Source organism: Aliiruegeria haliotis (genome assembly GCF_003003255.1).
In the GTDB taxonomy this organism is placed as follows: domain Bacteria; phylum Pseudomonadota; class Alphaproteobacteria; order Rhodobacterales; family Rhodobacteraceae; genus Tropicimonas; species Tropicimonas haliotis.
This window is the reverse complement of the sequence record NZ_PVTD01000001.1, coordinates 642,810-665,182: the sequence shown is the minus strand read 5'-3', so window position 1 is coordinate 665,182 and position 22,373 is coordinate 642,810. Positions and strand designations below refer to the sequence as shown.

The following is a 22,373-nucleotide window of genomic DNA, read 5'->3' as shown; positions in this document are numbered from 1 at the left end:
CGGTCGCTACTTTCTGAACAGGCTCAGAACGAAAAGCAGCACCACAGCACCGATGGTGGAATTGATGATGGCCCCGATGAGCGGCCCGCCGATACTCAGACCGAGCGTCGGGAACAGCCAACCGGCGATGATGCCGCCGACAATTCCGACAACGATGTTGCCGATCAACCCGGCGCCGCCCCCTTTCACGATGTTTCCGGCCAGCCAGCCGGCCACGGCGCCGATCAACACCGCAATGATCAATGACTGCATGAGTTCCTCCCTCAAGTGCGTCCATGGGCCCGCGCACCTGATACAGGCACTGCCCCATTTCCAAAGATAGCACGATTTCAGTCCGTTGCGGGCGGCGATATTGCAATCCGCCCCAAACCGACTCGGGCGGCAGCGTGCCCGGCGCGGCAGCGGGCGAATTTGATCGACATCAATCGGGGCGGGCCGGGCGCCAGAATGACCAGAGGCGTCGGCCACGGCAATCCCGGCCCGAAACCGCTCCAACGCCCAACCAAAGCGCCAATCTCGCCCGGTATTCGCTGAATCGCCACCATTCTGCCCGCGCCGGCCGGGGGCTGACGGCCATGCGCCAGTCCCCCTGCAACCCGGCTACCCGCTTGACCAATGTCAATGCCCGCACCTTTGCCAGTGCTAGACCGGACGAATGGAAGACACCACTCATCCCCACCCGTCGGCGGGGCATTCGGCGCTTTCTGGCAGGTTTGACCTTTCAGGTCTCCGCGTGCCGCTGTTGCCGCTACAGCCCGTCCTCTACCGGATCGTGCGACGTGTCGCGCGGCTCCATCCCGAGCTCTTCGAACGCCTCGGCCCGCACCAGCGCACGGATTTCGTGATCGACCTCACGGACCTGCCGCTGGCCCTGCACCTGCGCCCCTACCCGCCCGCACTTGTCATGCGCGCCGTGAGGAAGGACCGCCTGCCGAAGCACCAGGCCCGTATTGCCGGCGATACGCTGACGCTTCTGCGCCTGCTGGATGCGGAGGTCGACGGCGACGCGATCTTCTTCTCCCGCGATCTGGTGATTTCCGGCGACACCGAGGCTGTCGTCACGTTGCGCAATGCCCTTGACGACGTCGAGGGATCCATCGCCGAGGACGTGGCCAGTATATTCGGCGCACCGGGGCGCAAGGCGTTGCAGAAACTGCGAAACATGGCCGATGAGCCGAGCAACTGAGAAAGCACAGGACATGATCACAGGCGAACTCGTCTGCCCGGCAGGCACGCCCGCATCGTTGCGAACTGCCGTCGATGCCGGAGCGGATTCGGTGTATTGCGGCTTTCAGAATGCCACCAATGCCCGCAATTTTCCGGGATTGAACTTCACACCGCAAGAACTTGAAAAGGCCGTAAAATACGCACACGACAAGGGATCCTGGGTGCTGCTGGCCCTCAACACCTATCCTCCCGCCGGCAAGTTCCAGCTCTGGAAGGAAGCCGCCGATCTCGGGGCGAAGCTGGGCGTCGATGCCTTCATCGTCGCGGACATGGGCGTAGCGGAGTACATCGCGCAGACCCATCCCCAGGTCCGGCTGCATCTCTCGGTTCAGGCCGCCGCCGCAAGCCCCGACGCGATCTGCTACTACGTCCGCGAGTTCAGTGTGAAGCGCATCGTGTTGCCCCGGATCCTGACAATCCCGGAGATCCGTGAGATCAAGAAGGAAATCCCCTGCGAGATCGAGACCTTCATCTTCGGCAACCACGGGCTGATGGTGGAGGGGCGCTGCTCTCTCACCAACTACGCGACGGGGCTGTCCACCAACATGGACGGTGTCTGCTCTCCGGCCCATCTGGTGGAATATGTTCGCGACGCCGAGGACAACCTGTCGACCCGGCTCGGCGACTACACGATCGACCGTTTCGGCCCGCAGGAGAGTGCCGGCTATCCGACCATCTGCAAGGGACGGTACTGCAACTCCGCCCAGCCGGACGGGTACTATGCCTTCGAAGAACCGATCAGCCTCAACCTGTCGCGGCTGTTGCCAGAGTTGATCGACGCCGGCGTGACCGCCTTCAAGATCGAGGGCCGGCAGCGCTCCCGGGCCTATGTGAAGAAGGTCGTCAGGTCCTTCCGCAAGGCGGTCGATGACATCCGGGCCGGGCGTGACCCCAGTCTCGCCGACCTCGTGGCCCTGACCGAGGGCCAGAAACAGAGCGAAGGCGCCTTCCAGACCAAGAAATGGCGGTGAGTACCATGACCCCGAGACTGACCATCGGCCCGAACCAGTATTTCTGGTCCGCCAAGAAGAAGATCGACTTCTACAACCGCATCGCCGACGAAGCACCGGTCGACACTGTCTACTTGGGCGAAGTGGTCTGCTCCAAGCGCCAGCCCTTCTTCGACGATCACCTGCCGGAGGTGGCGGAACGACTCCAGCGAGGCGGAAAGACCGTTGTCGTTTGCGGTCTGGCCGAAGTGATGCTGAAGCGGGAACGCAAGGCAAGCGAGGCGCTTGTGGAAACAGCCGACCTCTGGGAGATCGAGGTGAACAACGCCGCCGCGTTGCTGCACATGGGCGGCAAGGCGCATCGCGTGGGCCAGTTCATGAATGTCTACAACCCGGAGACGATGCGCCATCTCTCGGCACGCGGTGCCACGCATTTCTGCGTTCCGGCCGAACTGCCGGGCGAGTCTGTGGCGCTCATGGCCGACGAGGCCGCGAAGCTCGGGGTTGGTCTGGAGGTACAGGTGTTCGGACGGGCATCGCTTGCGACCTCCGCCCGCTGCTACCATGCCCGCGCCCATGGGCGGACCAAGGACAATTGCCAGTTCGTCTGCGAAGAGGACGCCGACGGCATGCCGCTCGACACGCGCGACGGGCAGTCTTTCCTGCGCGTGAACGGCATCCAGACGCTTTCGCACAGCTACGTGAACCTCGTCGCAGAGGCACCCGACATGGCACGGATGGGGGTCAGCGACCTGCGCCTGATGCCGCAGGACGTGGACATGGTGGCTGTCGCGCGGTGCTTTGCCGATGTTGCCAAGGGCGCGATCGATGGCACGGAGGCAGAGGCGCGGCTGGACGCGATGTCGCTTGAGCCGCCGTTCTCGAACGGGTTCTGGTACGGGGAAGCCGGGCACCGGCGCATCGCGGCCAAGGCGGCAGCCCTTCACTGACCGGCATGCGCCATCTTTGGCTTGCCGCCCTGCCGCCTGCGTGGCAGCAATGCCGCGAGAGGACGCCATGATCATACGCGACGCCCGGCCGAGCGACCTGCCCGCCCTGCTTGAACTCCAGATAGCCAGTTGGCGCAGCGCCTACGCCGGGATCCTGCCAGAGGCCTATCTGGGCTCGCCGGTGGCGCGGGATCTGACCCGGAAGTGGCAGGCGCTCCCGGAGGAACCGGATTTCACTCTTGTCGCCGTTGAGGACGACCGTCCACTGGGCCTGCTCGTCATGCGGATGGCTGGCCGGGAACGCCCCTATCTCGACAATCTTCACGTCGCTCCTGCGGCGAAGGGACAGGGGTGCGGCCGCCTGATGATGACCTCTGCGGCCCGCCGCCTGCTGCACCTCGGGCAGGATCGCATGGAACTGACGGTACTGGAGGAGAACGCCGCCGCCCGTGGTGTTTACGCCCGCCTCGGCGGTTTCGAGGGGACGCCGTTCGCCGACATCCTCTTTGGCCTGGCCGTGACAAGCGTCCCTGTGATCTGGACCGATTTGCCCGCCCTCGCCGCGCGGGTCGCTGTCCCCTGCCCGGGCCCTCACGGAGAAAAACCCTCCGCGACCGAAAAAACCTGAAAGGCCGCTTGACGCCGCTCGCGCCGCAGCCTAGAAGGCCGCTCACGCCAGATGATGTACGCACCATTCGGCGGGCAGCGAGCGGTTGTAGCTCAGTTGGTTAGAGTGCCGGCCTGTCACGCCGGAGGTCGCGGGTTCGAGCCCCGTCAACCGCGCCACTGCTGTCATTTCTCCCGGCCCGGGAGGCTCGAAAGAGTACAGGGCATCCCGCTTTTGCGGACCGAGACAGGGCCATCCCGGCCCAGATGCGCGGTTGTAGCTCAGTTGGTTAGAGTGCCGGCCTGTCACGCCGGAGGTCGCGGGTTCGAGCCCCGTCAACCGCGCCACGTCTCCCTTGCCCGTCCGAACATCCCGATACTGGTGCCGCCAACCGGTATGAGAGCGCTCGCATTCAGCGTTTCTTCAGGAGTTGTGCCTACCCTCGCTCGCGGCAAGAGAGGTACCAGATGTCCCCACAACTCAAACTCCTTCAGGATTTCTACAACCGCGTCTGGGTCGATGGCGACATGGCCGCCGCGGGAGAGTTCTTCATGCCGGAGGCGGAGGCCACCGGCCTGCTGTCAGATCTGGCAGTGGGCGCGGAGGAATTCCACGAATTCGTCGCCGCGCTGCTTGAGATGCTCGACGTCCACTCGGTCAACTTCCAGAAGGCCGTTGAACAGGATGACTGGATCTCCGCAATGGCAAGCTTCGATGCCACGGTCCTGACCACCGGGCAGAGTATCTCGGGCAGTGGCATGGTTATGGTCCGCATTCGCGATGGCAAGATCGTCGAAGCCTACAATTGCTTCGATTTCCTCAGCTTCCTGGAGAAACTGGGCCTGGTACCGGAACACGCCCTGGCGCTTTGCATGACCGGACAGAGGCTGACCTGACTGACCATTGCCGCAATTGCCCCGGCCCGTAGCCTGCTCGTAACAGGTGTCGTCGCCCCATGGCACAATGCTGCGGCAGTGGATGTCCGCGGTTCCTTGCGGCGTCGTTTGCGACCGACAGATATGGTGGCAAGCCCGCCATGTTCGGCCATTCGAACCGACCTTTCTTGCTGCGGGAGGCATCGTGCATGCGCCCTCCCGCTTCCCCCCAGAATGGTCCTCGGCCACGCTTTCGGGGCCTTTCATTCGCCTTCGAATCCCCTATGCTGGGCGCGACGCAACAGGAGGATCATCGGCCCAATGTCGCAGACCATCGACTATGGCAAGCTCATGCACAGGGCCATGCGCAGCCTGATCCAACAGGTTCTGAGCGATGTTGCGCGTGACGGTCTTCCGGGACAGCACCACTTCTTCATCACCTTCGAAACAGGTCACGAAGAGGTGCAGATCGCCGACTGGCTGCATGACCGCTATCCAGAAGAGATGACGGTCGTGCTGCAGCACTGGTTCGACAATCTGGAGGTAACGGACGAGGGGTTCTCGGTAACGCTTAACTTCGGCGAATCGCCGGAGCCGCTCTACATCCCCTATGACGCGATCTCGACCTTCGTCGACCCATCGGTCGAGTTCGGTCTGCGGTTCGAGACCAGCCCGTCCGATGCGGACGAGGATGTTGCGGAGGACGAGGAGGAAATTCCCCCGGCCCCAATCGCGGAAGATGTTGAACCGGAAACCGACCAGCCCGACGCCGAAATCGTCAGCCTGGACAGCTTCCGCAAGTAGGGAGCAGGCGCCGCAGTGAAGCGCCTGCCTGCGGGATCAGCTGCTGCGACGTTTCCGCAACACTACCAGCCCACCGAGGCCTCCAAGAAGGAGAAAAGCCGGAACCGGCAGCGGAACCGGCGGAAGGTCGGCAACCTGGATCTGGAATCGTGTCCGCTCGGAATCACTCGGGTTGATGGTCCCGCCGAACAGGATATTCCCGGTTACACTCAGAACCGGCGCCAGCGCAAAGTCGGAAACGGTCCATTGCTGGAAGCCGGCTGTGGAGAAACCGCCGACAGACTCGCCGTTCACGAACATGTCCGTCACGCTGATCGTCGCGCCGTCCTTGCCCCCGTTCCGCATCGACAGAACCAGCCCGTCACCGCCCAATCCGGGCGCTGTCGTAAAGGCTGCGCCGGGCGTACCACTTCCTATCGTGGCAAGAACTTCACCGTTCAAGCTATTGTAAGAAAAGGTAAACGGCGTGGACGCTCCGGATGTCCAGTTGAACCCGACCTCGTTCCGGTAGGTCCCGCTGTTCAGGGGTTCCACCCCGTAGTACAGCTCGTTCCCGGAATTCTGGCCACGCCACTTGGCGGCCGGAAGATCTGAATCGGTGGTTCCAACCGGCACGCCGGGCGAAACGGTCGCCGCCAGCGCGGATGTCGCCCCCGCCAGTGCAAACGCGGCCACCAATGACAACAGCTTGTTCATGTTTGTGCCCCCCCTTCGGGCATCGCTACATATTCAAATTGCACAGTATTCCTGCAATGCGAGCTTCGCAAGCCGCCCCATCAACACAGACCCATCCCGCGGCGTCTGCAAAGGCTCCAACTGAGGCAACCCGTTCCGTTGCCTCCGACCTCCCCCGGGGGTAAACGGCTTTCGAGACTGACCCGGAAGGATTTTGCCATGTCCCAGACCCGTACCGAAACCGACAGCTTCGGCCCTCTTGAGGTTCCCGCCGACAAGTACTGGGGCGCACAGACCCAGCGGTCGATCATGAACTTCCCCATCGGCTGGGAAAAGCAGCCCATCCCGGTTGTCCGGGCCCTTGGCGTGATCAAGAAAGCCTGCGCAATGGCCAACATGGCCAGCGGCAAACTCGATGCGAAGCTCGGCGATGCGATCCAGGCCGCCGCGCAGGAAGTCATCGACGGCAAGCTCGATGACAATTTCCCGCTGGTCGTCTGGCAGACGGGGTCCGGAACCCAGTCGAACATGAACTCCAACGAGGTGATCGCCAACCGCGCAATCGAGATGCTGGGCGGCGTGATCGGCTCCAAGGATCCGATCCATCCGAACGACCATTGCAACATGGGGCAGTCTTCCAACGACGTCTTCCCCACTGCCATGCACATCTCCACCGCCATGCAGGCCCGTGACGTCCTGCTGCCGGGCCTGAAGAAGCTGCACGACGCGCTGCAAGCGAAGGTCGAGGAGTTCGACGGCATCATCAAGATCGGCCGGACGCACACCCAGGACGCCACGCCAATCAAGCTGAGCCAGGAGTTCTCCGGCTACGTACATCAAGTGAAGAAATCCATCGAACGCGTTGAAACGGCTCTGAAAGATATCTACGAGCTGGCCCAGGGCGGCACTGCGGTCGGCACCGGTTTGAACACGGTTGAAGGCTGGGACGAAGAGGTCGCGGCGAACATGGCCTCGATCACCGGCCTGCCCTTCGTAACCGCTCCCAACAAGATGGAGGCGCTTGCCGCACACGACGCCATGGTGGAGATGTCGGGCACGCTCAAGACCGTTGCGGCAAGCCTTTTCAAGATCGCATCCGACATCCGCCTGCTCGGTTCCGGCCCGCGCTGTGGTCTGGGCGAGTTGCTGCTGCCCGAGAACGAGCCCGGCTCTTCGATCATGCCCGGAAAGGTCAACCCGACCCAGTGCGAGGCGATGACGCAGGTCTGCTGCCATGTCATGGGCAACGACATGGCCGTCGGCATGGCTGGTTCGCAGGGTCACTTCGAACTGAACGTCTACAAGCCGATGATGGCCTACAACGTGCTTCAGTCGATGCAATTGCTGGGCGATGTCTGCTCTGCCTTCACCGACAACCTGGTCGTGGGGCTGAAAGCCGATCGCGAGCGGATCGAGAAACTGCGCGACGAGTCGCTGATGCTGGTCACCGCGCTGGCGCCGACAATCGGCTACGACAATGCCACCAAGGTCGCCAAGACGGCACACAAGAACCGCACCACGCTCAAGGAAGAGGCCATCGCGCTTGGTTTCGTGGACGAGGCGACCTTCGACGCGGTCGTGCGCCCTGAAAACATGGTCGGCCCCAAGCCGAAGCAGTAGCCCCGGTGTGACAACGGAACAGGCGCCCCGCGGGCGCCTGTTTCACGACTGGATCAACCGGCCTCCGAGGTGCAGACCGGGTCCAACGAAGCGTCGATCCAGCCCAGGATCTCCTTTCCGCCGTTGCCGCCTTTTGCCACGATGACGGGACTCCAGCCGCCCTCTCCCAGAAACCCAAAGAAGACATTGTCGCCCGGATCGATCGAACCGATGACCCGGCGCCCCGACGAATACCCGTCGTGGATGGGCGCGGCACGCCCGGCCCAACCGAGACAGCCCCACCCGCCATCGGCCGGAAGCGGCATGTCCCGCAGCCTGAGGAGATTTGATTTCATCGGCACATCGAGACTTGTCCCGCCGGTATTGACCTTGCAGCCAATCCTGGTTTCCAACGCCTTGATCTTCTTCACCTGCCGGCTCTCGTCGCCGCTGAGGTGCACCTGCTTTCCGGTGCAATCGCCATTGTCATAAAGGCTCTTGCCCAGATTGGTGCCGAAGCAATACCCGGCGCGATCCATGATCAGGTTGCGCATGAACCAAAGTTGATTGCAGTCCGACTGTCCGTATTGCCAAACCTCCGCCGCACCGGGAGCCGCCGGGACGGTCAGGGCTGCGGCCACGATCCATCCTACGAAACGCATATGCAAAGCCTCCAATTCACTGGTTTCAAATTCACCGAAATGGTCCCAAGCTCCGACTTTTCTGTCAATACGCTGGGTCGGCAAGCATCGCGCACGAGGATCTTGGTCCGGAGGTGCCGGGTGGGTATAGTGCCGCCACCATGAGCAAACCGATCAACCTCAATCGCGTTCGCAAGCAGCGCGCGCGCGACGACGCCCGCAGACAGGCCGACCGAAACGCCGTACTGCACGGCCTTCCCGGTGCCGAGAAGGCCCGCGCGAAAGCCGAGGCCGAGCGGGAAGCCCGCGCCCACGAGGCCGGACGCCGCGCGGGCGACGAGGAACCCGCCGACTAGGGCAATTCCGCCACAAACCCATTCCGCCGCCGCCCCGGGGATTGCCTCGCAGCCCCCTCCGTCCGATTCTTCGTGCAAAACCGGTGCGCAAGATGCCGGCACGCCCAACGTGGCACGAGGCAGGACTGGAACCTTTCGGGTATGGAAAATCTCCCGAGGCAGGCATTTGGCCGGGCACGCCCGGTGCTATCGCCGCGGCAAACGCCGCGCCCTTTCGTATTGGCCCCGGATCTTCTGGAGGAACAGCCCCCCGCGCTTGTTCAGGACGGCGCATGGCTGGTTTCCGCTGTTGCGGCGGAAACCCGGATCATGACCCCGGACGGTCCGCGATCCGCCGGTCTGCTTGCGCCGGGTGATCAGGTTCTGACGCTGGACCACGGCGCCTTGCCCCTTCTCTGGGTGGGGCACCGGACCGCCACCCCAGCCCAAATCGCGGAGCGCCCCGATATCGGCGCGATCGAGATCCCGGCCCATGCGATTGCCGGTGGTGAGCCGAGGCTCCCCCTTCGGGTATCGCCGCAGGCGGGTATCCTTCTCGATCTGGCGGGCGGCCCGGATGACGGTTTGCTTCTGCGCGCCGAGGATCTCGTGGGCCATGCCGGCATTCGCCGGGCGCCGGCCGCTCAGGTGACCTACGTGCAGTTCCTGTTCCGCCACCACGCGATCGTCGCCGCCAACGGCCTGTTGCTTGAGAGCTTTCACCCGGCCTGGCTGCGTCCCGTCCGTGGCGATTGCCGCCAACGGGCCGAGATCCTCAGCATTTTGCCCGAACTTGACCATGGCACGGATTTCTACGGACCAGAGGTCCGCCAGCGCGCGGCACGCCAGCGATGAGCCGCCCGGTCAAGCATTCGCTCACCCTCTCGGGCCACCGCACCAGCGTCTCGCTGGAGGACGAATTCTGGCGCGCCTTTCGCGATATAGCGAAGGAACGCGGCCAGACCATCAATGCCCTTGCCGCGGATATCGACCGGCAGCGCGGGTTGGAAATGGGCCTGGCCTCTGCGATCCGCCTCTTTGTACTGAAGGAATACCAGCGGCGCCTGGACGACATGTAACCCGGTCGCGGACTGGCTGCGGGAGCGCCCTGATCTCAGGCGACGCTTCGGTGGCGTGAGACGGGATCGGCCTTGACGCTCCGTGACGACCTGCGATGGCCAAATCGTTCCGCCAGCGTCTGCGGCCCGGCCGTAATCCGAAAATAGTCGTAGTCCCCGGGTCTGTCGAAGGCGCAGAGGTACTGAAAGTGCAGCCGGAAGAACCTCCAGCGCAGTGCTCTCCACCGTTCGGCGCTCAAGGTCTGCGTGAAGGCCGCCGAGAGCACGAGGGGGCCGCGTTGCCCGTCCGGCGCGACGCCGCTCACCCCAACGGGATCACAGAGCGCGAAGGCGCAGCCGTCGCCGGGCGCGGTCACGTCCACCCAATCCACCTCCGGACTTGCAGCGACATAGGCCAGATCGGCACGCAGCCGTTTCGCGTCCGGCAGGAAGGATGCCATCGGGATAACCTGGCCGAGCGTCAGGAAGGACAGGACAGGTCGACCGTCAGGCCCATCGCCAGCGCGCAGCAGGTCCGCGAGCATGGAGACGGCCAGATGCGCACCGGAGGAATGCCCGACCACCAGAACCTCGTCCACATCGGAGCGCACGGCCATTCTCAGGACATCCGTAAACACCTCGATCCGGGCCTCCAGTGCGGCTGGGTTCGCGCCGTTGTCACGGGCGGAGAAAGCGTAATTGTGCATGAGGTAGCGGGCGAGGATCTTGTTGTCGTGCCGGGCAAACCAGCGGAGCACCGGGGGCACGGCAAGCAGCCCCGCCACCCCCATCCACGCCGGAGCGACAAGCGCGATCGTCCAGCCAATCCCCCACGCGACCAGTAGCGCGGCCAGCAATTGCAGGACGAGGAAAACGAGCGGGTAGATGGCGGCAATCACCGGCCCCTTGCGCAGCCGCACCAGCCCGCCGAGTGCGCCCGAACCAAGATAGATCCAGAGCGTGCGCCACGCGTTTCGGTAGGTCTCCCACAGGCCCTTGTCCATCGACTCCTTGACGATGTCCGACCAGCCCAGCACGGAGATCTCTGCCCGGACGTCCTGCCCCTCGATCCGTGCATCGGCAAACCAACTGTAGGGATCCTGCCCGCCGTCGGACGAAACCGTGATCTCGTAGCCGGAGATCTCGGCCTGTGCCCGCGCCTCCTTCCGATAGAGTTCGCGATACCGGCGGGCGTGAAAGGGGTCGTAACCGGGGACATAGATCACCCGGCGGCGGCGCACGGCCCCCTCTTTGGTCTCTGCGGCGGCAATCGGGTCAACCATGCCTCTTCATGGGTCACAAAGAGCTGAATTCCAAGGGAAACCAATGCGCGTTGCGGAAACACTGCGGTCACGAAGCGAAGTCCGCCACGGCTCTCCCGGGCTCCGCATTCCTCACCATGTTGACAGGTCCGGCGCTCCGGCCTCACAGGTGGCGCGAGACCGCGGTTCAGCCGAGGTTGGCCAGCGCCGGGAAGGTTTCCAGCAGCCACCATGAGAACTGCGAGAATCCCCCTGTGAGCATCAGCAACCCAATGGTCCAGAGCAGCAACCCCATGACCCGTTCGATGCGATCCATGTGGCGCTTCATCCAGTTCATCAGCCCCGTGAGGCTCGGGAAGAAAGCCGCGACCACCAGGAAGGGAATGCCCAGTCCCGCCGCGTAGATGCCCAGCAGGAGCGTCCCGCGTGTCAGGCTCGCCTCCGAGGCCGCAAGCGACAGGATCGCGCCAAGCTGCGGGCCGATGCAGGGCGTCCAGCCAAAGGCAAAGGCAAGGCCCAGAACATAGGCTCCGAAGGCCGATCCGCCCCGGTCCCCGGCATCGATCCGGGCCTCCCGCTCAAGGAAGGGAATGCGGTAGATGCCGAGAAAGTGCATCCCGAACACCATCACCAGGATACCGGCAAGGGCGTTGAAGACCCCCTGGTTTTGCAGGAAGAACGCCCCGAAGGCCGAAGCGGTGAAGCCCAGGAACAGGAACACAGTGGACAGGCCGAGCACGAAGAACAGCGCCGTCAGGATGACCTTCCGCCGCCCGGTGCCCTCTCCGCTCGACATGTCGGACATCGACACGCCCCCCATGTAGGCAAGGTAGGGCGGCACGATCGGCAGCACGCAAGGGCTCAGGAACGAGATCAGCCCGGCGAAGAGCGCGATGGCCATGGCCGGCAGAAGGGCGGCGTCGATGATATCCAGTCCGGGCATTGGCTCTCCTTTGCCGTTCCGCCTTATCGGATGCGGCGGTCAAGGTCACGGGGGTCCGGCGTCACATTCCCGTGGCGGATCGCCCCGTTTGAGTGGACGCCCGCGAGCGGCTGACCTACACCTTTGTCATGGAAGAGATCACGACACTCGATGCGCGCGGGCTGCTGTGCCCCCTGCCCGTTCTCAAAGCCCGCAAAGCCTTGAAACCCCTGCCAGATGGCGCGGCCTTGCGTGTACTGACGGACGACCCCGCCGCACTTATCGACATGCCGCATTTCTGCAACGAGGCCGGGCATACCCTGCTCGGGCAGGACGAACAGGACGACGGTCACGCTTTCACGATACGGAAGGGCGGTTGACCGCTTTCCGGTGACTGCAAGCCCACCGGAACCGATGTTCCGAGGTTTCTTGCGCCAAAGGCCGGGAGCCGTGCTCCTTCTGGAAACAGCCACTCGGACGCCCGCGGTCTGAACAGGGCGCGCTGGAGCGCTCCATAGAACCATTCGGGGTCACGAGCAGAGCCTTTACCTCGGCCAGGGCCGAGATCCGCTTGCGATGCTCCGGTGACTGCCTCATCGGGCAACGTCAAACCATGAGCGCTTGGGCAGTCCGGGCAAGAAAAAAGGGCGACCCGAAGGCCGCCCCTTTCAATCACTGGTCTCAGCTCACTTGCCGACAGACCACCAGCCGCGCCGCTTCGGCTTCGGCGGGCTCTCTGGCTCCGGCTCCGGCGCAACCTCGGCCACGGCAACCTCTGCCTCAACGATGTCCTCGGGCTCCGCTTCCGTGTCTTCGGATACCGGCGCTTCTGCCTCCGGCGTATCGGCCGCCACGGGCTCATGGTCTTCCGTGACCTCCTCGGCGACCGTCTCCTCGACGGGCGCTTCGATCTCGGCTTCAGGCGCGGCTGTCGCGTCCGGGCTGGACGGTTCGGGCGTTTCATCAGCGGCTTCCGGCGCGCTCGGCTCTTCTGCCGGTGCCTCCGCAGTCACATCGGCACCCTGATCGGCATCGGCAGCCACGGGCTCGCCCGCATCCGGGGTTGCCTCTGCATCCGCTGCCTCTGCGGCGGCGGGAACCTCCCCATCGGGCGTGTCGTTCCCGTCCTGCTTCTCGCCACCGGCCTCATCGGACTGGTTGGACCGCCGCGACCGGCGACGACGGCGGCGGGACTTCGATTTGCCACCCTCTTCGTCGGATCCGTTCTCTGCTGGCTGTGCTTCCGCCTCGGCGGCATCACCGTCGCCAGAATTCTCCGTTGTCGAGTTGTCCTGCGCTTCAGCACCATCCTCACCAGATCCGCCACCACGCCGGCGCCGGCGCCGGCGGCGTTTCTTCTTCGACCCGCCGTCGTCAGAGCTTTCCTGCGTTTCCGGTTCGGCAACCTCGGCTTCCGCCACCTCTTCCTCTTCCACATCCGGCATATCGGACGTGTCGATGGAGATCACCGGAGCCGAAGGTTCCGGCACCCAGCGGGTCGCGGTCTTGAACTTCTCGATGGAGAAATCGGGCGGCACCAGCGCCGGATCGGCCTCGATCCGGACCGAAAGGCCGTATTGCGCCTCGATCTGCGCCACGTGTTCCCGCTTCTGGTTCATCAGGAAGTTGCAGATACCGACCGGCGCCTTCACCAGCACTTCCTTGGACCGGGCGCGACCGCCCTCCTCTTCCAACTGGCGCAGGATCTGAAGGCCGATGCTGTCATCCGAGCGCAGCAGGCCAGTGCCATGACAGGCCGGGCAAGGCTGTGTCGTCGCCTCCAGCATGCCCGGGCGCAGACGCTGGCGGGACATTTCCAGGAGACCGAAACCGGAGATCCGTCCGACCTGGATGCGGGCGCGGTCGGTCTTCAGCTTGTCCTTGAAACGCTTCTCGACGGCGGAATTGTTCTTGCGCTCTTCCATGTCAATGAAGTCGATCACGATCAGGCCGGCAAGGTCACGCAGACGCAATTGGCGAGCAACCTCTTCGGCCGCCTCCAGGTTGGTCTTGAGCGCCGTGTCCTCGATCGAGCCTTCCTTGGTGGCACGGCCGGAGTTCACGTCGATGGCGACCAGCGCCTCGGTCACGCCGATGACGATGTAGCCGCCCGACTTCAACTGCACCGTCGGGTTGAACATCCCCGCCAGGTAGCTTTCCACCTGGTAGCGCGCAAAGAGCGGCATCGAATCCTGGTAGTGTTTCACGTTCTTGGCGTGGGACGGCATGATCATCTTCATGAAGTCCTTGGCCACGCGGTAGCCGGCATCGCCCTCGACGAAGACCTCGTCGATCTCACGGTTGTAGAGGTCGCGGATCGAACGCTTGATGAGGTTGCCTTCCTCATAGATCGGCGCGGGCGCGATGCTCTTGAGCGTCAGCTCCCGGATCTGTTCCCAGAGCCGCTTGAGGTATTCGTAGTCGCGCTTGATCTCCGACTTGGTGCGCTTGGCTCCTGCCGTGCGCACGATCAGGCCGGCGCCCTCGGGCACGTCCATCTCGCCGGCGATTTCCTTGAGCTTCTTGCGGTCGGAGGCATTGGTGATCTTGCGGGAAATGCCGCCGCCCCGGGCAGTGTTCGGCATCAGGACGCAGTAGCGCCCCGCAAGGCTGAGATAGGTCGTCAGCGCGGCACCCTTGTTGCCTCGCTCTTCCTTGACCACCTGCACCAGCATGATCTGGCGGACCTTGATGACCTCCTGGATCTTGTAGCGGCGCATGCGTGGCTTGCGCGGACGGCGGATTTCTTCCGCGACATCCTCTTCGGCGACGGATTCGATGTGACGGCCGGGGTGGTCGTCATCGTCGCTTTCATCCTCTCCGCCGTCTTCGGATCCGGCGGCGGGAGAGTCGTCTGCTTCGGCGGCTTCGCTGTCGCTGGACTCGTCGTCCGAGGGTGTCTCTTCGTCTGTCTCGGGGGATGCTTCGGCCCGAGCCGCCTCGGCAGCGGTTTCGGCGGAGTCTTCGGTCCCGTCCGCTTCGGCCACGGCGTCGGCGTCGGCTTCCGGAGCGACCTCTGCCTCGGCTGCCGCTTCGGGCGCTTCGACCTCGTGTGCAGCTTCCGCGACATCTTCGGCAGCGGGGGCAACCTCAGCCGTATCGTCGGTCGCTGTGTCAGGCGTGGCGTCTGTTTCTGTTTCCGCCTTGGCGGGGGCCTCGCCCTCTTCCGGTGCGTCGTCGACTTCCGACGTCACAACCGCATCTTCATCGTCTTCAACACGGGCAGCAATGGTGCCCTTGCGCGGCTCGTCCTCACCGTCCTCGGATGCATCCGCAGTCGTGTCGGCGTCCACATCCTCGACGGGAGTGTCCTCGGGCTGCGTCTCCGGTTCCGGCGCCGGGCCGTCTTCGGCAGCGTCCGTCGGGGTTTCCTCTTCCGGGGTTGCGCCGTCGGCTTCAGCAACCTCTTCGGCTGTGGCTTCGACCGGGGCGTCTTCGGACCCGTCGGCGGCTGTTTCCGCCGCAGGGGCGAACTCGGCCGCAGCCTCGGAGGCGGTGTCATCGACGTCCGCAACGGCGACAGCTTCTTCGCCTTTGCTCTCCTCGATGGAAGCGTCACCACCATTCCCGGTGTCCGCCGGATTAGCAGCGGTGGCATCGTCTACGAGCAGATCCGGTGCGGACGCTTCATCGCTCTCCCCCAGATCGACCACGCTCATTGCCTCGATGTCACCTGTCGGCGTCTCGGAGGTCTTGCTTGTCGTCTTTTCCGAATTGTCCTGCTTGTCCTTGTCCCGGGAACGCGACCGGCGGCGGGAGCGCGAGCGGCTCTTCTTGGGTTCTTCCGGCTCGTCCTCTTCTTCGGCCGCCATGGCCCGTTCCTCGGCCAGCAAGGCTTCGCGATCGGCGACCGGAATCTGATAATAGTCGGGATGGATTTCCGAGAACGCCAGGAATCCGTGACGATTGCCGCCATAGTCGACGAACGCCGCCTGAAGCGAGGGCTCCACGCGGGTCACTTTGGCGAGGTAGATATTTCCAGCTAGCTGGCGGCGGTTGACGGTCTCGAAATCGAACTCGTCAACCTTGTTTCCGTCGACCACGACAACGCGGGTCTCTTCCGCGTGCGTGGCGTCGATGAGCATCTTCTTGGGCATGTAACTCTTTCAGACCCCGGTGGCGCCTGCGTCCGGTCAGGTGCAGGTGAATGGCCGGGGTGAATTGTTGAGGCGGGAACGGAGGGCACACGAATTGCGGCAGCGGCGGCCTGCGCCCTGCCTGCTCCGGTGTATCTCCTCACGCGTTCCATCGCGGTTCTTGTCTCCGATGCCGGCACGATTGCGCGCGAGGCACCTGTCTCTCAGTTGCGCCCGGGTTATGCCTCGGGCCTTGGTCTGAACTGACCGGTTACGCTGTTCCGTCATGGCGGCAATAGGCCGGCCCTAGGACGGTTCAGTGAATTCTTGCACGGTCGCAAGCGGGGTAAGGCACCCGATGGCCGGACCGTGCACGCGACTGTAGCGGCAGCGCCGGGGAAAAGACAATCGGAAAGTGCCGTTTCAGGTCACGTTTCAGCCAGTGCCGCCAGCGCAGCCGATGCCGGAAAGCCGCCGGAAAACGAGGTTCCGCCCACCGTCAGAGCACATTTGGGGTCACGAAAGAGCCTTTTCGGGAAACGCGGACGTCACACCTTGCGGCGCCTGCGCACCCCGGCAAACCCGATCAGGGCCGTGCCCAGAAGCAAGGCCCCGGCGGGAACCGGCACCACGGCAGTCGAGGAGAAGTTCAGGTCGAAATTGCCGGTCGCCCCGCCGAAACCGCTGACGAGGACCCAGTAATCCTGCCCGAAGGTGGTGGCGAAGGAGATTTCAGACCGCAATCCGACCGTGTCGTCATTGTCGTCGAGGATCGACAGGCTTGCCAGGTTCGATCCGTCATAGTCGGTGTATCCGTGCAGCTTGGTGTCAAAGTCGGTGCCAGGACCGTCAGTGTCGAAGGTAACCGTCCCGCCCGCCCCCTGGAATGTGTACCAGATCCCGGGAGAGGAAACGTACGTGGTTGTCCATGGCGCTCCGGAATCGGTGGTCGCCCCAACGGTCGTGCCCGTGATCCCGCCATCGAAGGGCGGAAGGGATAGCGCATCGCCGATCAGGTCGTTCACTGGCGCACCAAGGGCTGTCCCGGCATGTGCCGCCAGAACCACCGCAATCGAAATACCTTTGCGCATAAAAACCTCGAACAAGGAAATCCGTTGATGTCTGAGCGACCGTGGCACCCGGCGCGGCTGGTTGTCAACGGGTTTGGAGGCCATTGCATCGCGTAGGGCCTTGTGTGTGCCCGTTCTTTCGGCCTGACGCTAGTCCAGCAATCCAGCCGCCGTGACGGCCTCGGCAAGGGAGGGAAAGACCCCCTGTCCCAAGTTTGGCAAGGGCGCATCTGGCGGGCGCAGATCGGGGATCTGGCTGACGGCGCAGCCTGCGGCGGCGGCTGCCGCAACGCCCTTGTCGCTGTCCTCGAAGGCGTGGCAGGCCGTCGCCACGACGCCGCAACGCTCCGCGCCCAGTAGGTAGGGCGCCGGATCGGGTTTGTGCGCGGTCACGCAATCGCCGCCGACCACGTCCCGGAAATGCTCCAGCAGCCCCGCACGATCGAGAATTGCCCGCGCGGGCACTGTCGAGGAGGACGTCACCACACTCATGGTCCACCCTCGTCCCGCCAACTCTGCGAGTGTCTCGCGCACCCCGGATTTCACCGGCACATGCTGTTGCATCCGCTCATGGAAACCGCCGTCCCACCGTTGTGAGAAGACCGCAATGTCGACCGATGGCCCAAAGACTTCCGCGATCCGGGCACGGGTCTGGGCGCCACTCGATCCGACAAGTGTCAGGAAGATCCCCGCAGGATCGGGCAAGTCGAACGGTTCGGTCGCCTCGACAAAGGCTTCCATGGCCAGCCGCTCGGTGTCGAGCAGCAGGCCGTCCATGTCGAACAGCAGCGCCTGAGGCCTGTCAGAGGTAGTCCGAGCGCTGGAGTCCATACTTCGCCATCTTCTCGTTCAGGGTGCGTCTTGGCAGGCAAAGCTCGTCCATCACCGCCACGATCGATCCCTTGTGGCGCCGCATCGTGTTGTCGATCAGCATCCGTTCGAACGCCTCGACGTATTCCTTCAGCGGCTTGCCCTCGGTGGTCATGACCGGCTCGACCGTTTCGCTCTCCGCCATCAGCAGGGAGGCAATGGTGCCCGACCCCCGCCGGCTTTGCAGAACCGCGCGTTCGGCCACGTTGATCAGCTGCCGCACGTTGCCGGGCCAGGGTGCCTGAAGCAACTGCGCGGCCTCCTGGGCGCCGACCTCGGGCGCCTCGCAACCGTATTCGTCTGCGAACTGAACGGCGAAACGGTTGAAAAGCTGGAGGATATCCTCTCCGCGCTGGCGCAGCGGCGGCAAGGTGATCCGCATTGCGGCAAGGCGATAGAAAAGGTCGGGGCGCAGGGCATCCTCGCTCGTCTTTCCCTGCTCCTGCAGGTTGGAGACAGCGACGATCCGGGTTTCCGCGGGGGCCCCCTGATCGTTGATGAAGGTCAGCAGACGCGCCTGCACCGCGGGGCTCAGCGCCTCGATATCCTCCAGGCAGAGCGTTCCTCCACGGGCCTGCTCTACCAATGGCAGCACACCGGCGTCGGGATCACCCTCGAAAAGCTTGTCCCCCATCTCCTCGTCGGGATGGGCACCGCACTGGACCAGAACGAAGGGTTTGCTGGCGCGCGACCCGACCGCGTGCAAGGCGTGGGCGGCCAGCGTCTTGCCGGTGCCGGTTTCGCCATCAATCAGCACATGGCCATCGGCCTGTCCGAGGTCGAGGATATCCTCGCGCAGCCGCTCCATCGCCGGGCTGGCACCGATCAGCTTGTCCATGATCTGCGCCCCGCCCGACAGATCGCGCCGCAGTGCGCGGGCATCGAGCGCCAGGCGGCGCTTCTGCGTGGCCTTCTTGGCCAGCTCGGTCATCTGATCGGGGTTGAACGGTTTTTCCAGGAAATCGAAGGCGCCGACCCGCATCGCTTCCACCGCCATGGGCACGTCGCCGTGACCGGTGATGATGATCACGGGCAGCGCGGAATCCTGGCTCATCAACCGCTTCAGGAAGGCCATGCCATCCATGCCGGGCATCCTGACGTCCGATACCACCACGCCCGGGAAATCGGGGCCGATCCGCTTCAGCGCATCTTCCGCGGTGGCAAATGTCTCCGTGTCGAAGCCACTGAGCGCAAGCCACTGGCTGATCGACTGCCGCATGTCCTGTTCGTCATCGACGATGGCGATCTTCATTGCCTTGGCCATTCATCCCTCCATGGGCACGCGTTACCACTCATTCGGCGGCCTCCAGATCCTCGGCGAGGATTGGCAGTTGGACCTCGAAGACTGCGCCCCCCTCCGGCGCATTCCGGGCCGTCAGGCGTCCGCCGAAATCATTGATGATGCCCGAGGAAATGGCGAGACCGAGGCCCACACCGTCACCGGGCTGCTTGGTTGTGTAGAAAGGCTCGAAGAGGATGTCGAGGTCCGCAATCCCGTGCCCGTTGTCGCGGACCGTCAGGGTCGCGGTCTCGCCGGCGGACAGGATCAACTCGATTTTCGGGGTCTTGCTCTGCTTGGTGGCGTCCAGGGCGTTGCGGAACAGGTTGATCAGAACTTGTTCCAGCCGCAGCCGGTCGGCCTGCACCAGCACCGGCTCGGCGGGCATCGTGCGGGTGATTTCGACCCGGCGGCTCTTGAGTTGCGGCTCCATCATCGACAGCGCGCTGGATACGGCTTCGCGCACATCCATCGGTTCGAACGCCTCTCCACCCTTGCGGGCATAGGATTTCAGCTGCCGGGTGATTGCCCCCATGCGGTCGATCAGGTCGTCGATGCGCTGGAAGGAACTCAGCGCCTCCTCCGGCCGCCGCCTTTGCAACAGCAGCCGCGCCCCGGCGAGATAGGTCTTCATCGCCGCGAGCGGCTGGTTCAACTCGTGGCTGACGGCAGCCGACATCTCGCCGAGGGCCGCGAGTTTCGAACTTTGCTCCAGCGTCTGCTCGGCCACCTCCAGGTTCTTCTCCGCCTTTTCACGCTCGGCAATTTCCCGCTGAAGGCGTTGGTTCAGCACCCGCAGCTCCGCCGATTCCCGCTGGAACAGGCGGGACCGGGACTGCGCCTTGCGGCTCATGAAATAGAAGGTCGCGGCGAGCAACAGGGCAAAGCCCATGATTTCCAGGGCCAGAACGCCGTTCACCTGCTCCCGAACCGACTCGTAGGTGGTGAAGGACACGATCCGCCAGCCCTGGAACGGAATGCGCGCGTCGGAGCGTATCACCGCCTCGCCAAGCAGGTAGGCATCCGGCATCGTCAGCGACCAGTCGGTGGTGGCCTGCAAGGCCCGTGCGATGGCCGACGGGGCGGATTGCGCCGCCAAGGCATCTTCCACCGTGCGTCCGCGCCAGCGTGGTTCGGTCGCCAGGATGATGGTGCCTTCGCTGTCGGTGATCAGCACCGCGTCGGCGATGCCGGCCCAACTGTTCTCGAACTTCTGAAGATCGACCTCGACGACGATCACGCCGATGACCTCCCGATCGGAGGTGATCTTGCGCGAATAGGTAAAAACCTTGGCGTTGGTTTCCTGTTCCACGATGGAAAAGACGGTCTCGTTGGCGCGCAGGGCGTCCACGAAATATGGGGCGGTGCCGTGTTGTCCGCCCAACAGGCTGCGGTCGGTGGCCGCCACGACCCGGCCGTCGACGTCCAGCAGGACCAGCGCCGCGGCCCCGATCTCCTCTCGGAAGGAGATCAGCCGTTGCGAGGATTGCGTGAAATCCCCCGAGTTGAGCGCGCCAATGAGCGCAGGGTCCTGCGCCAGCAGCAGCGGCACTACCGAAGTTCGCTGTAACTCACTGACAACATTACCGGAATAGAGCGCAAGGCGGAGTTCTGCGCGGTTGCGCGTCGTCTCCGTGAACCGGTCGGTCAGGCCCAGATTGGTGACGTAGAGCGTCGCACTGGCCACACCCACGATGATGAGCGCCACGAGGCGGAGCATCCAGGGCGTGCCCTCTTCCGAGGGCGCGGGCGGGTTCGGGGTCACCGACATGGCCCCAAGGGTAGGCGATGCGGGCGGAAAACCCAAGAGGGCATAGGGCGTTGCCGCGCGCAAAGGCGTCGTGCCCGAAGGTGTGGACGACGTGGCGCGCGGGCACGATTCCGCGTGCTCACAATTGCCTCTTGCGTCATTTGCCGGAGCCGGGGAGGCCCTCGCGGCCATGAGTTCGTGCCCGGACACGACGCACTGGCCTGTCGGGACCATTCACGGATGACCGGGCCAGCGACACCAATGCTATCCGCGTGCCGTTGCCCGCCCGCGGCCCGCTTGCACCGGGCGTATCCGGGCAGGTTCCGGCAACACCGGCACGGGCGCCGCCTGCATGGCTTCGCCAGAGCGACGTATCATTTTCGCTTGGTGGAGTCCGATGCACAGACCGGGGACCGCAGCATGTGGCAATTCCCGCCCCGGGATCCGGTCTGGCCGTCCTGATCAAGATCATCGAGCAAGCCATTACCGGCGCGACCCGACGTTTAGCCATTTCCCTCCCAAGGCGCCTTTCGGCGTTCAAAGAAGGCCGCGATCCCCTCGGCCGCCTCCTTGCTTTCCCATCGTCGGACGAGCGCCTCGATCGTCTCGGCAATCACCCCTTCGTCGATCACGGGCCCGAGACGCCGTGCCAGTGCCTTGGCTTCTGCCACCGCGCCCGGGGCCACGTTGAGGTAGGGCACCAACTCGGCCTCGACCGCCGCATCAAGTCCGTCCGGCTCCACCGCCCGCGCCAACAGGTCGAGATCCACCGCTTCTTGAGCGCCAAAAACCCGGGCCGACATGAAGACGCGCCGCGCTTTCGCCTCTCCCATTCGCGCGATCACATAGGGGCCGATGGTCGCCGGGATCAGGCCGAGCCGGGTTTCGGTCAGACCGAGCTTCACCTCCCGGCTCGCAACCGCCACGTCACAGACCGAAATCAAGCCGACCCCACCGCCGAAAGCGTTGCCTTGCACCCGCCCGATGACGGGCCGTGGACAGGTATTGATCGCCTGTAGCATGCGGGCAAGCGCCGTCGCCTCGCGGGCCCGGGTGGCTGCGTCGGCGCGCATCTGCGCCTGCATCCAGCCCAGATCGCCGCCCGCACAGAAGGATCGCCCCTGCCCGGTCAGTACGATCACCCGAACGCCCGGATCCCGGCCGAGCCGGTCGGCCGCGGCGGTCAGTTCCGCGATCATTTGCGCCGACATCGCATTGTGTTTTGCCGGTCGCGCCAGGGCGAGCGTCGCCACGCCCCGCGCATCGACGTCGATCTGAAGGGTGGTCTCCGACTGCATATCTATCCCCATCTCCGCTGGTGATTGCCCCACGTCGCATTCCGCGGCGGGGTAGCTCCCGCCCCCGAGGCGCGCCGGCAAAGCCGCCGTCCCCGGCGTTGGGCCGGGCAGCGCCTGCGGCGCTG

At 64.3% G+C, this 22,373-nt stretch carries 22 protein-coding genes and 2 tRNA genes; 13 read left to right on the top strand and 11 right to left on the bottom strand.

The window, feature by feature from the left end; genetic code table 11:
- Positions 1-6: 6 nt before the first annotated feature.
- Positions 7-252: a GlsB/YeaQ/YmgE family stress response membrane protein gene (locus CLV78_RS02990; RefSeq protein ID WP_106203263.1), complete on the bottom strand. Its 246-nt coding sequence runs from the start codon at positions 250-252 to the stop codon at positions 7-9.
- Between the two features lie 403 nt (positions 253-655).
- Between CLV78_RS02990 and ubiT the strand changes: the two genes are divergently transcribed.
- The 8 genes from ubiT to CLV78_RS02950 all read left to right on the top strand — a co-directional run bounded on the left by ubiT (position 656) and on the right by CLV78_RS02950 (position 5,413).
- Positions 656-1,186, top strand: a complete 531-nt coding sequence (ubiT, locus tag CLV78_RS02985) for a ubiquinone anaerobic biosynthesis accessory factor UbiT (protein WP_106203262.1) — start codon at positions 656-658, stop codon at positions 1,184-1,186.
- Between the two features lie 13 nt (positions 1,187-1,199).
- Positions 1,200-2,198, top strand: coding sequence for a ubiquinone anaerobic biosynthesis protein UbiU (gene ubiU / locus CLV78_RS02980; protein ID WP_106203261.1), 999 nt, complete (start codon positions 1,200-1,202; stop codon positions 2,196-2,198).
- Between the two features lie 5 nt (positions 2,199-2,203).
- Positions 2,204-3,127: a ubiquinone anaerobic biosynthesis protein UbiV gene (ubiV, locus tag CLV78_RS02975; RefSeq protein WP_245924814.1), complete on the top strand. Its 924-nt coding sequence runs from the start codon at positions 2,204-2,206 to the stop codon at positions 3,125-3,127.
- A gap of 67 nt (positions 3,128-3,194) precedes the next feature.
- Positions 3,195-3,755 carry a GNAT family N-acetyltransferase gene (locus CLV78_RS02970; RefSeq protein ID WP_158263408.1) on the top strand — a complete coding sequence of 187 codons (561 nt, stop codon included), beginning with the start codon at positions 3,195-3,197 and terminating at the stop codon, positions 3,753-3,755.
- 81 nt (positions 3,756-3,836) lie between these two features.
- Positions 3,837-3,913: transfer RNA gene (locus CLV78_RS02965), tRNA-Asp, on the top strand.
- A gap of 91 nt (positions 3,914-4,004) precedes the next feature.
- A tRNA-Asp gene (locus tag CLV78_RS02960) sits at positions 4,005-4,081 on the top strand.
- Positions 4,082-4,201: 120 nt separating this feature from the next.
- Positions 4,202-4,630 carry an ester cyclase gene (locus tag CLV78_RS02955; RefSeq protein WP_106203258.1) on the top strand — a complete coding sequence of 143 codons (429 nt, stop codon included), beginning with the start codon at positions 4,202-4,204 and terminating at the stop codon, positions 4,628-4,630.
- A 300-nt stretch (positions 4,631-4,930) separates the two neighbouring features.
- Positions 4,931-5,413 carry an SspB family protein gene (locus tag CLV78_RS02950; protein ID WP_106203257.1) on the top strand — a complete coding sequence of 161 codons (483 nt, stop codon included), beginning with the start codon at positions 4,931-4,933 and terminating at the stop codon, positions 5,411-5,413.
- Between the two features lie 36 nt (positions 5,414-5,449).
- Here the strand turns inward: CLV78_RS02950 and CLV78_RS02945 are convergent, their stop codons facing one another.
- Positions 5,450-6,109, bottom strand: a complete 660-nt coding sequence (locus CLV78_RS02945) for a hypothetical protein (RefSeq protein ID WP_106203256.1) — start codon at positions 6,107-6,109, stop codon at positions 5,450-5,452.
- Between the two features lie 198 nt (positions 6,110-6,307).
- On the opposite strand from CLV78_RS02945, the gene fumC reads away from it, so the two are divergent.
- Positions 6,308-7,708, top strand: a complete 1,401-nt coding sequence (gene fumC / locus CLV78_RS02940) for a class II fumarate hydratase (RefSeq protein ID WP_106203255.1) — start codon at positions 6,308-6,310, stop codon at positions 7,706-7,708.
- A 53-nt stretch (positions 7,709-7,761) separates the two neighbouring features.
- On the opposite strand, the gene CLV78_RS02935 is transcribed toward fumC, so the two are convergent.
- Positions 7,762-8,349 carry a YARHG domain-containing protein gene (locus CLV78_RS02935; RefSeq protein ID WP_106203254.1) on the bottom strand — a complete coding sequence of 196 codons (588 nt, stop codon included), beginning with the start codon at positions 8,347-8,349 and terminating at the stop codon, positions 7,762-7,764.
- Positions 8,350-8,489: 140 nt separating this feature from the next.
- Between CLV78_RS02935 and CLV78_RS02930 the strand changes: the two genes are divergently transcribed.
- The 3 genes from CLV78_RS02930 to CLV78_RS02920 all read left to right on the top strand — a co-directional run bounded on the left by CLV78_RS02930 (position 8,490) and on the right by CLV78_RS02920 (position 9,742).
- Complete coding sequence (locus CLV78_RS02930; RefSeq protein ID WP_106203253.1) at positions 8,490-8,684, top strand: DUF4169 family protein; 195 nt, start codon at positions 8,490-8,492, stop codon at positions 8,682-8,684.
- Between the two features lie 141 nt (positions 8,685-8,825).
- On the top strand, positions 8,826-9,518 hold the full coding sequence (locus tag CLV78_RS02925) for a Hint domain-containing protein (RefSeq protein WP_106203252.1): 693 nt from the start codon (positions 8,826-8,828) through the stop codon (positions 9,516-9,518).
- On the top strand, positions 9,515-9,742 hold the full coding sequence (locus CLV78_RS02920) for a ribbon-helix-helix domain-containing protein (RefSeq protein ID WP_106203251.1): 228 nt from the start codon (positions 9,515-9,517) through the stop codon (positions 9,740-9,742). Before CLV78_RS02925 ends, CLV78_RS02920 begins: the two co-directional genes overlap by 4 nt.
- 35 nt (positions 9,743-9,777) lie before the next feature.
- Here CLV78_RS02920 and CLV78_RS02915 read toward each other — a convergent pair whose 3' ends face one another.
- Complete coding sequence (locus tag CLV78_RS02915) at positions 9,778-11,004, bottom strand: hypothetical protein (protein WP_106203250.1); 1,227 nt, start codon at positions 11,002-11,004, stop codon at positions 9,778-9,780.
- 166 nt (positions 11,005-11,170) lie between these two features.
- Positions 11,171-11,926: a cytochrome c biogenesis CcdA family protein gene (locus CLV78_RS02910; protein WP_106203249.1), complete on the bottom strand. Its 756-nt coding sequence runs from the start codon at positions 11,924-11,926 to the stop codon at positions 11,171-11,173.
- Between the two features lie 128 nt (positions 11,927-12,054).
- On the opposite strand from CLV78_RS02910, the gene CLV78_RS02905 reads away from it, so the two are divergent.
- On the top strand, positions 12,055-12,285 hold the full coding sequence (locus tag CLV78_RS02905) for a sulfurtransferase TusA family protein (protein WP_106203743.1): 231 nt from the start codon (positions 12,055-12,057) through the stop codon (positions 12,283-12,285).
- A 306-nt stretch (positions 12,286-12,591) separates the two neighbouring features.
- On the opposite strand, the gene CLV78_RS02900 is transcribed toward CLV78_RS02905, so the two are convergent.
- From CLV78_RS02900 to CLV78_RS02875, 6 genes are all read right to left on the bottom strand, one after another.
- Positions 12,592-16,002 (bottom strand): Rne/Rng family ribonuclease, encoded by a 3,411-nt coding sequence (locus tag CLV78_RS02900; RefSeq protein ID WP_245924813.1) that lies wholly within the window; start codon positions 16,000-16,002, stop codon positions 12,592-12,594.
- A 527-nt stretch (positions 16,003-16,529) separates the two neighbouring features.
- Positions 16,530-17,072, bottom strand: coding sequence for a VPLPA-CTERM sorting domain-containing protein (locus tag CLV78_RS02895; protein WP_158263407.1), 543 nt, complete (start codon positions 17,070-17,072; stop codon positions 16,530-16,532).
- 129 nt (positions 17,073-17,201) lie between these two features.
- On the bottom strand, positions 17,202-17,882 hold the full coding sequence (locus CLV78_RS02890) for an HAD family hydrolase (protein ID WP_106203247.1): 681 nt from the start codon (positions 17,880-17,882) through the stop codon (positions 17,202-17,204).
- The gene (locus tag CLV78_RS02885) at positions 17,854-19,185 is read right to left on the bottom strand and encodes a sigma-54-dependent transcriptional regulator (protein WP_106203246.1); all 1,332 of its coding nucleotides are present in this window, start codon (positions 19,183-19,185) and stop codon (positions 17,854-17,856) included. The genes CLV78_RS02890 and CLV78_RS02885 overlap by 29 nt, the downstream gene beginning before the upstream one ends.
- A 28-nt stretch (positions 19,186-19,213) precedes the next feature.
- Positions 19,214-20,971 carry a sensor histidine kinase gene (locus tag CLV78_RS02880; RefSeq protein ID WP_106203245.1) on the bottom strand — a complete coding sequence of 586 codons (1,758 nt, stop codon included), beginning with the start codon at positions 20,969-20,971 and terminating at the stop codon, positions 19,214-19,216.
- Between the two features lie 482 nt (positions 20,972-21,453).
- A complete protein-coding gene (locus CLV78_RS02875) occupies positions 21,454-22,248 on the bottom strand; it encodes a crotonase/enoyl-CoA hydratase family protein (RefSeq protein WP_106203244.1) in 795 nt (264 codons plus the stop codon).
- Positions 22,249-22,373 lie beyond the last annotated feature (125 nt).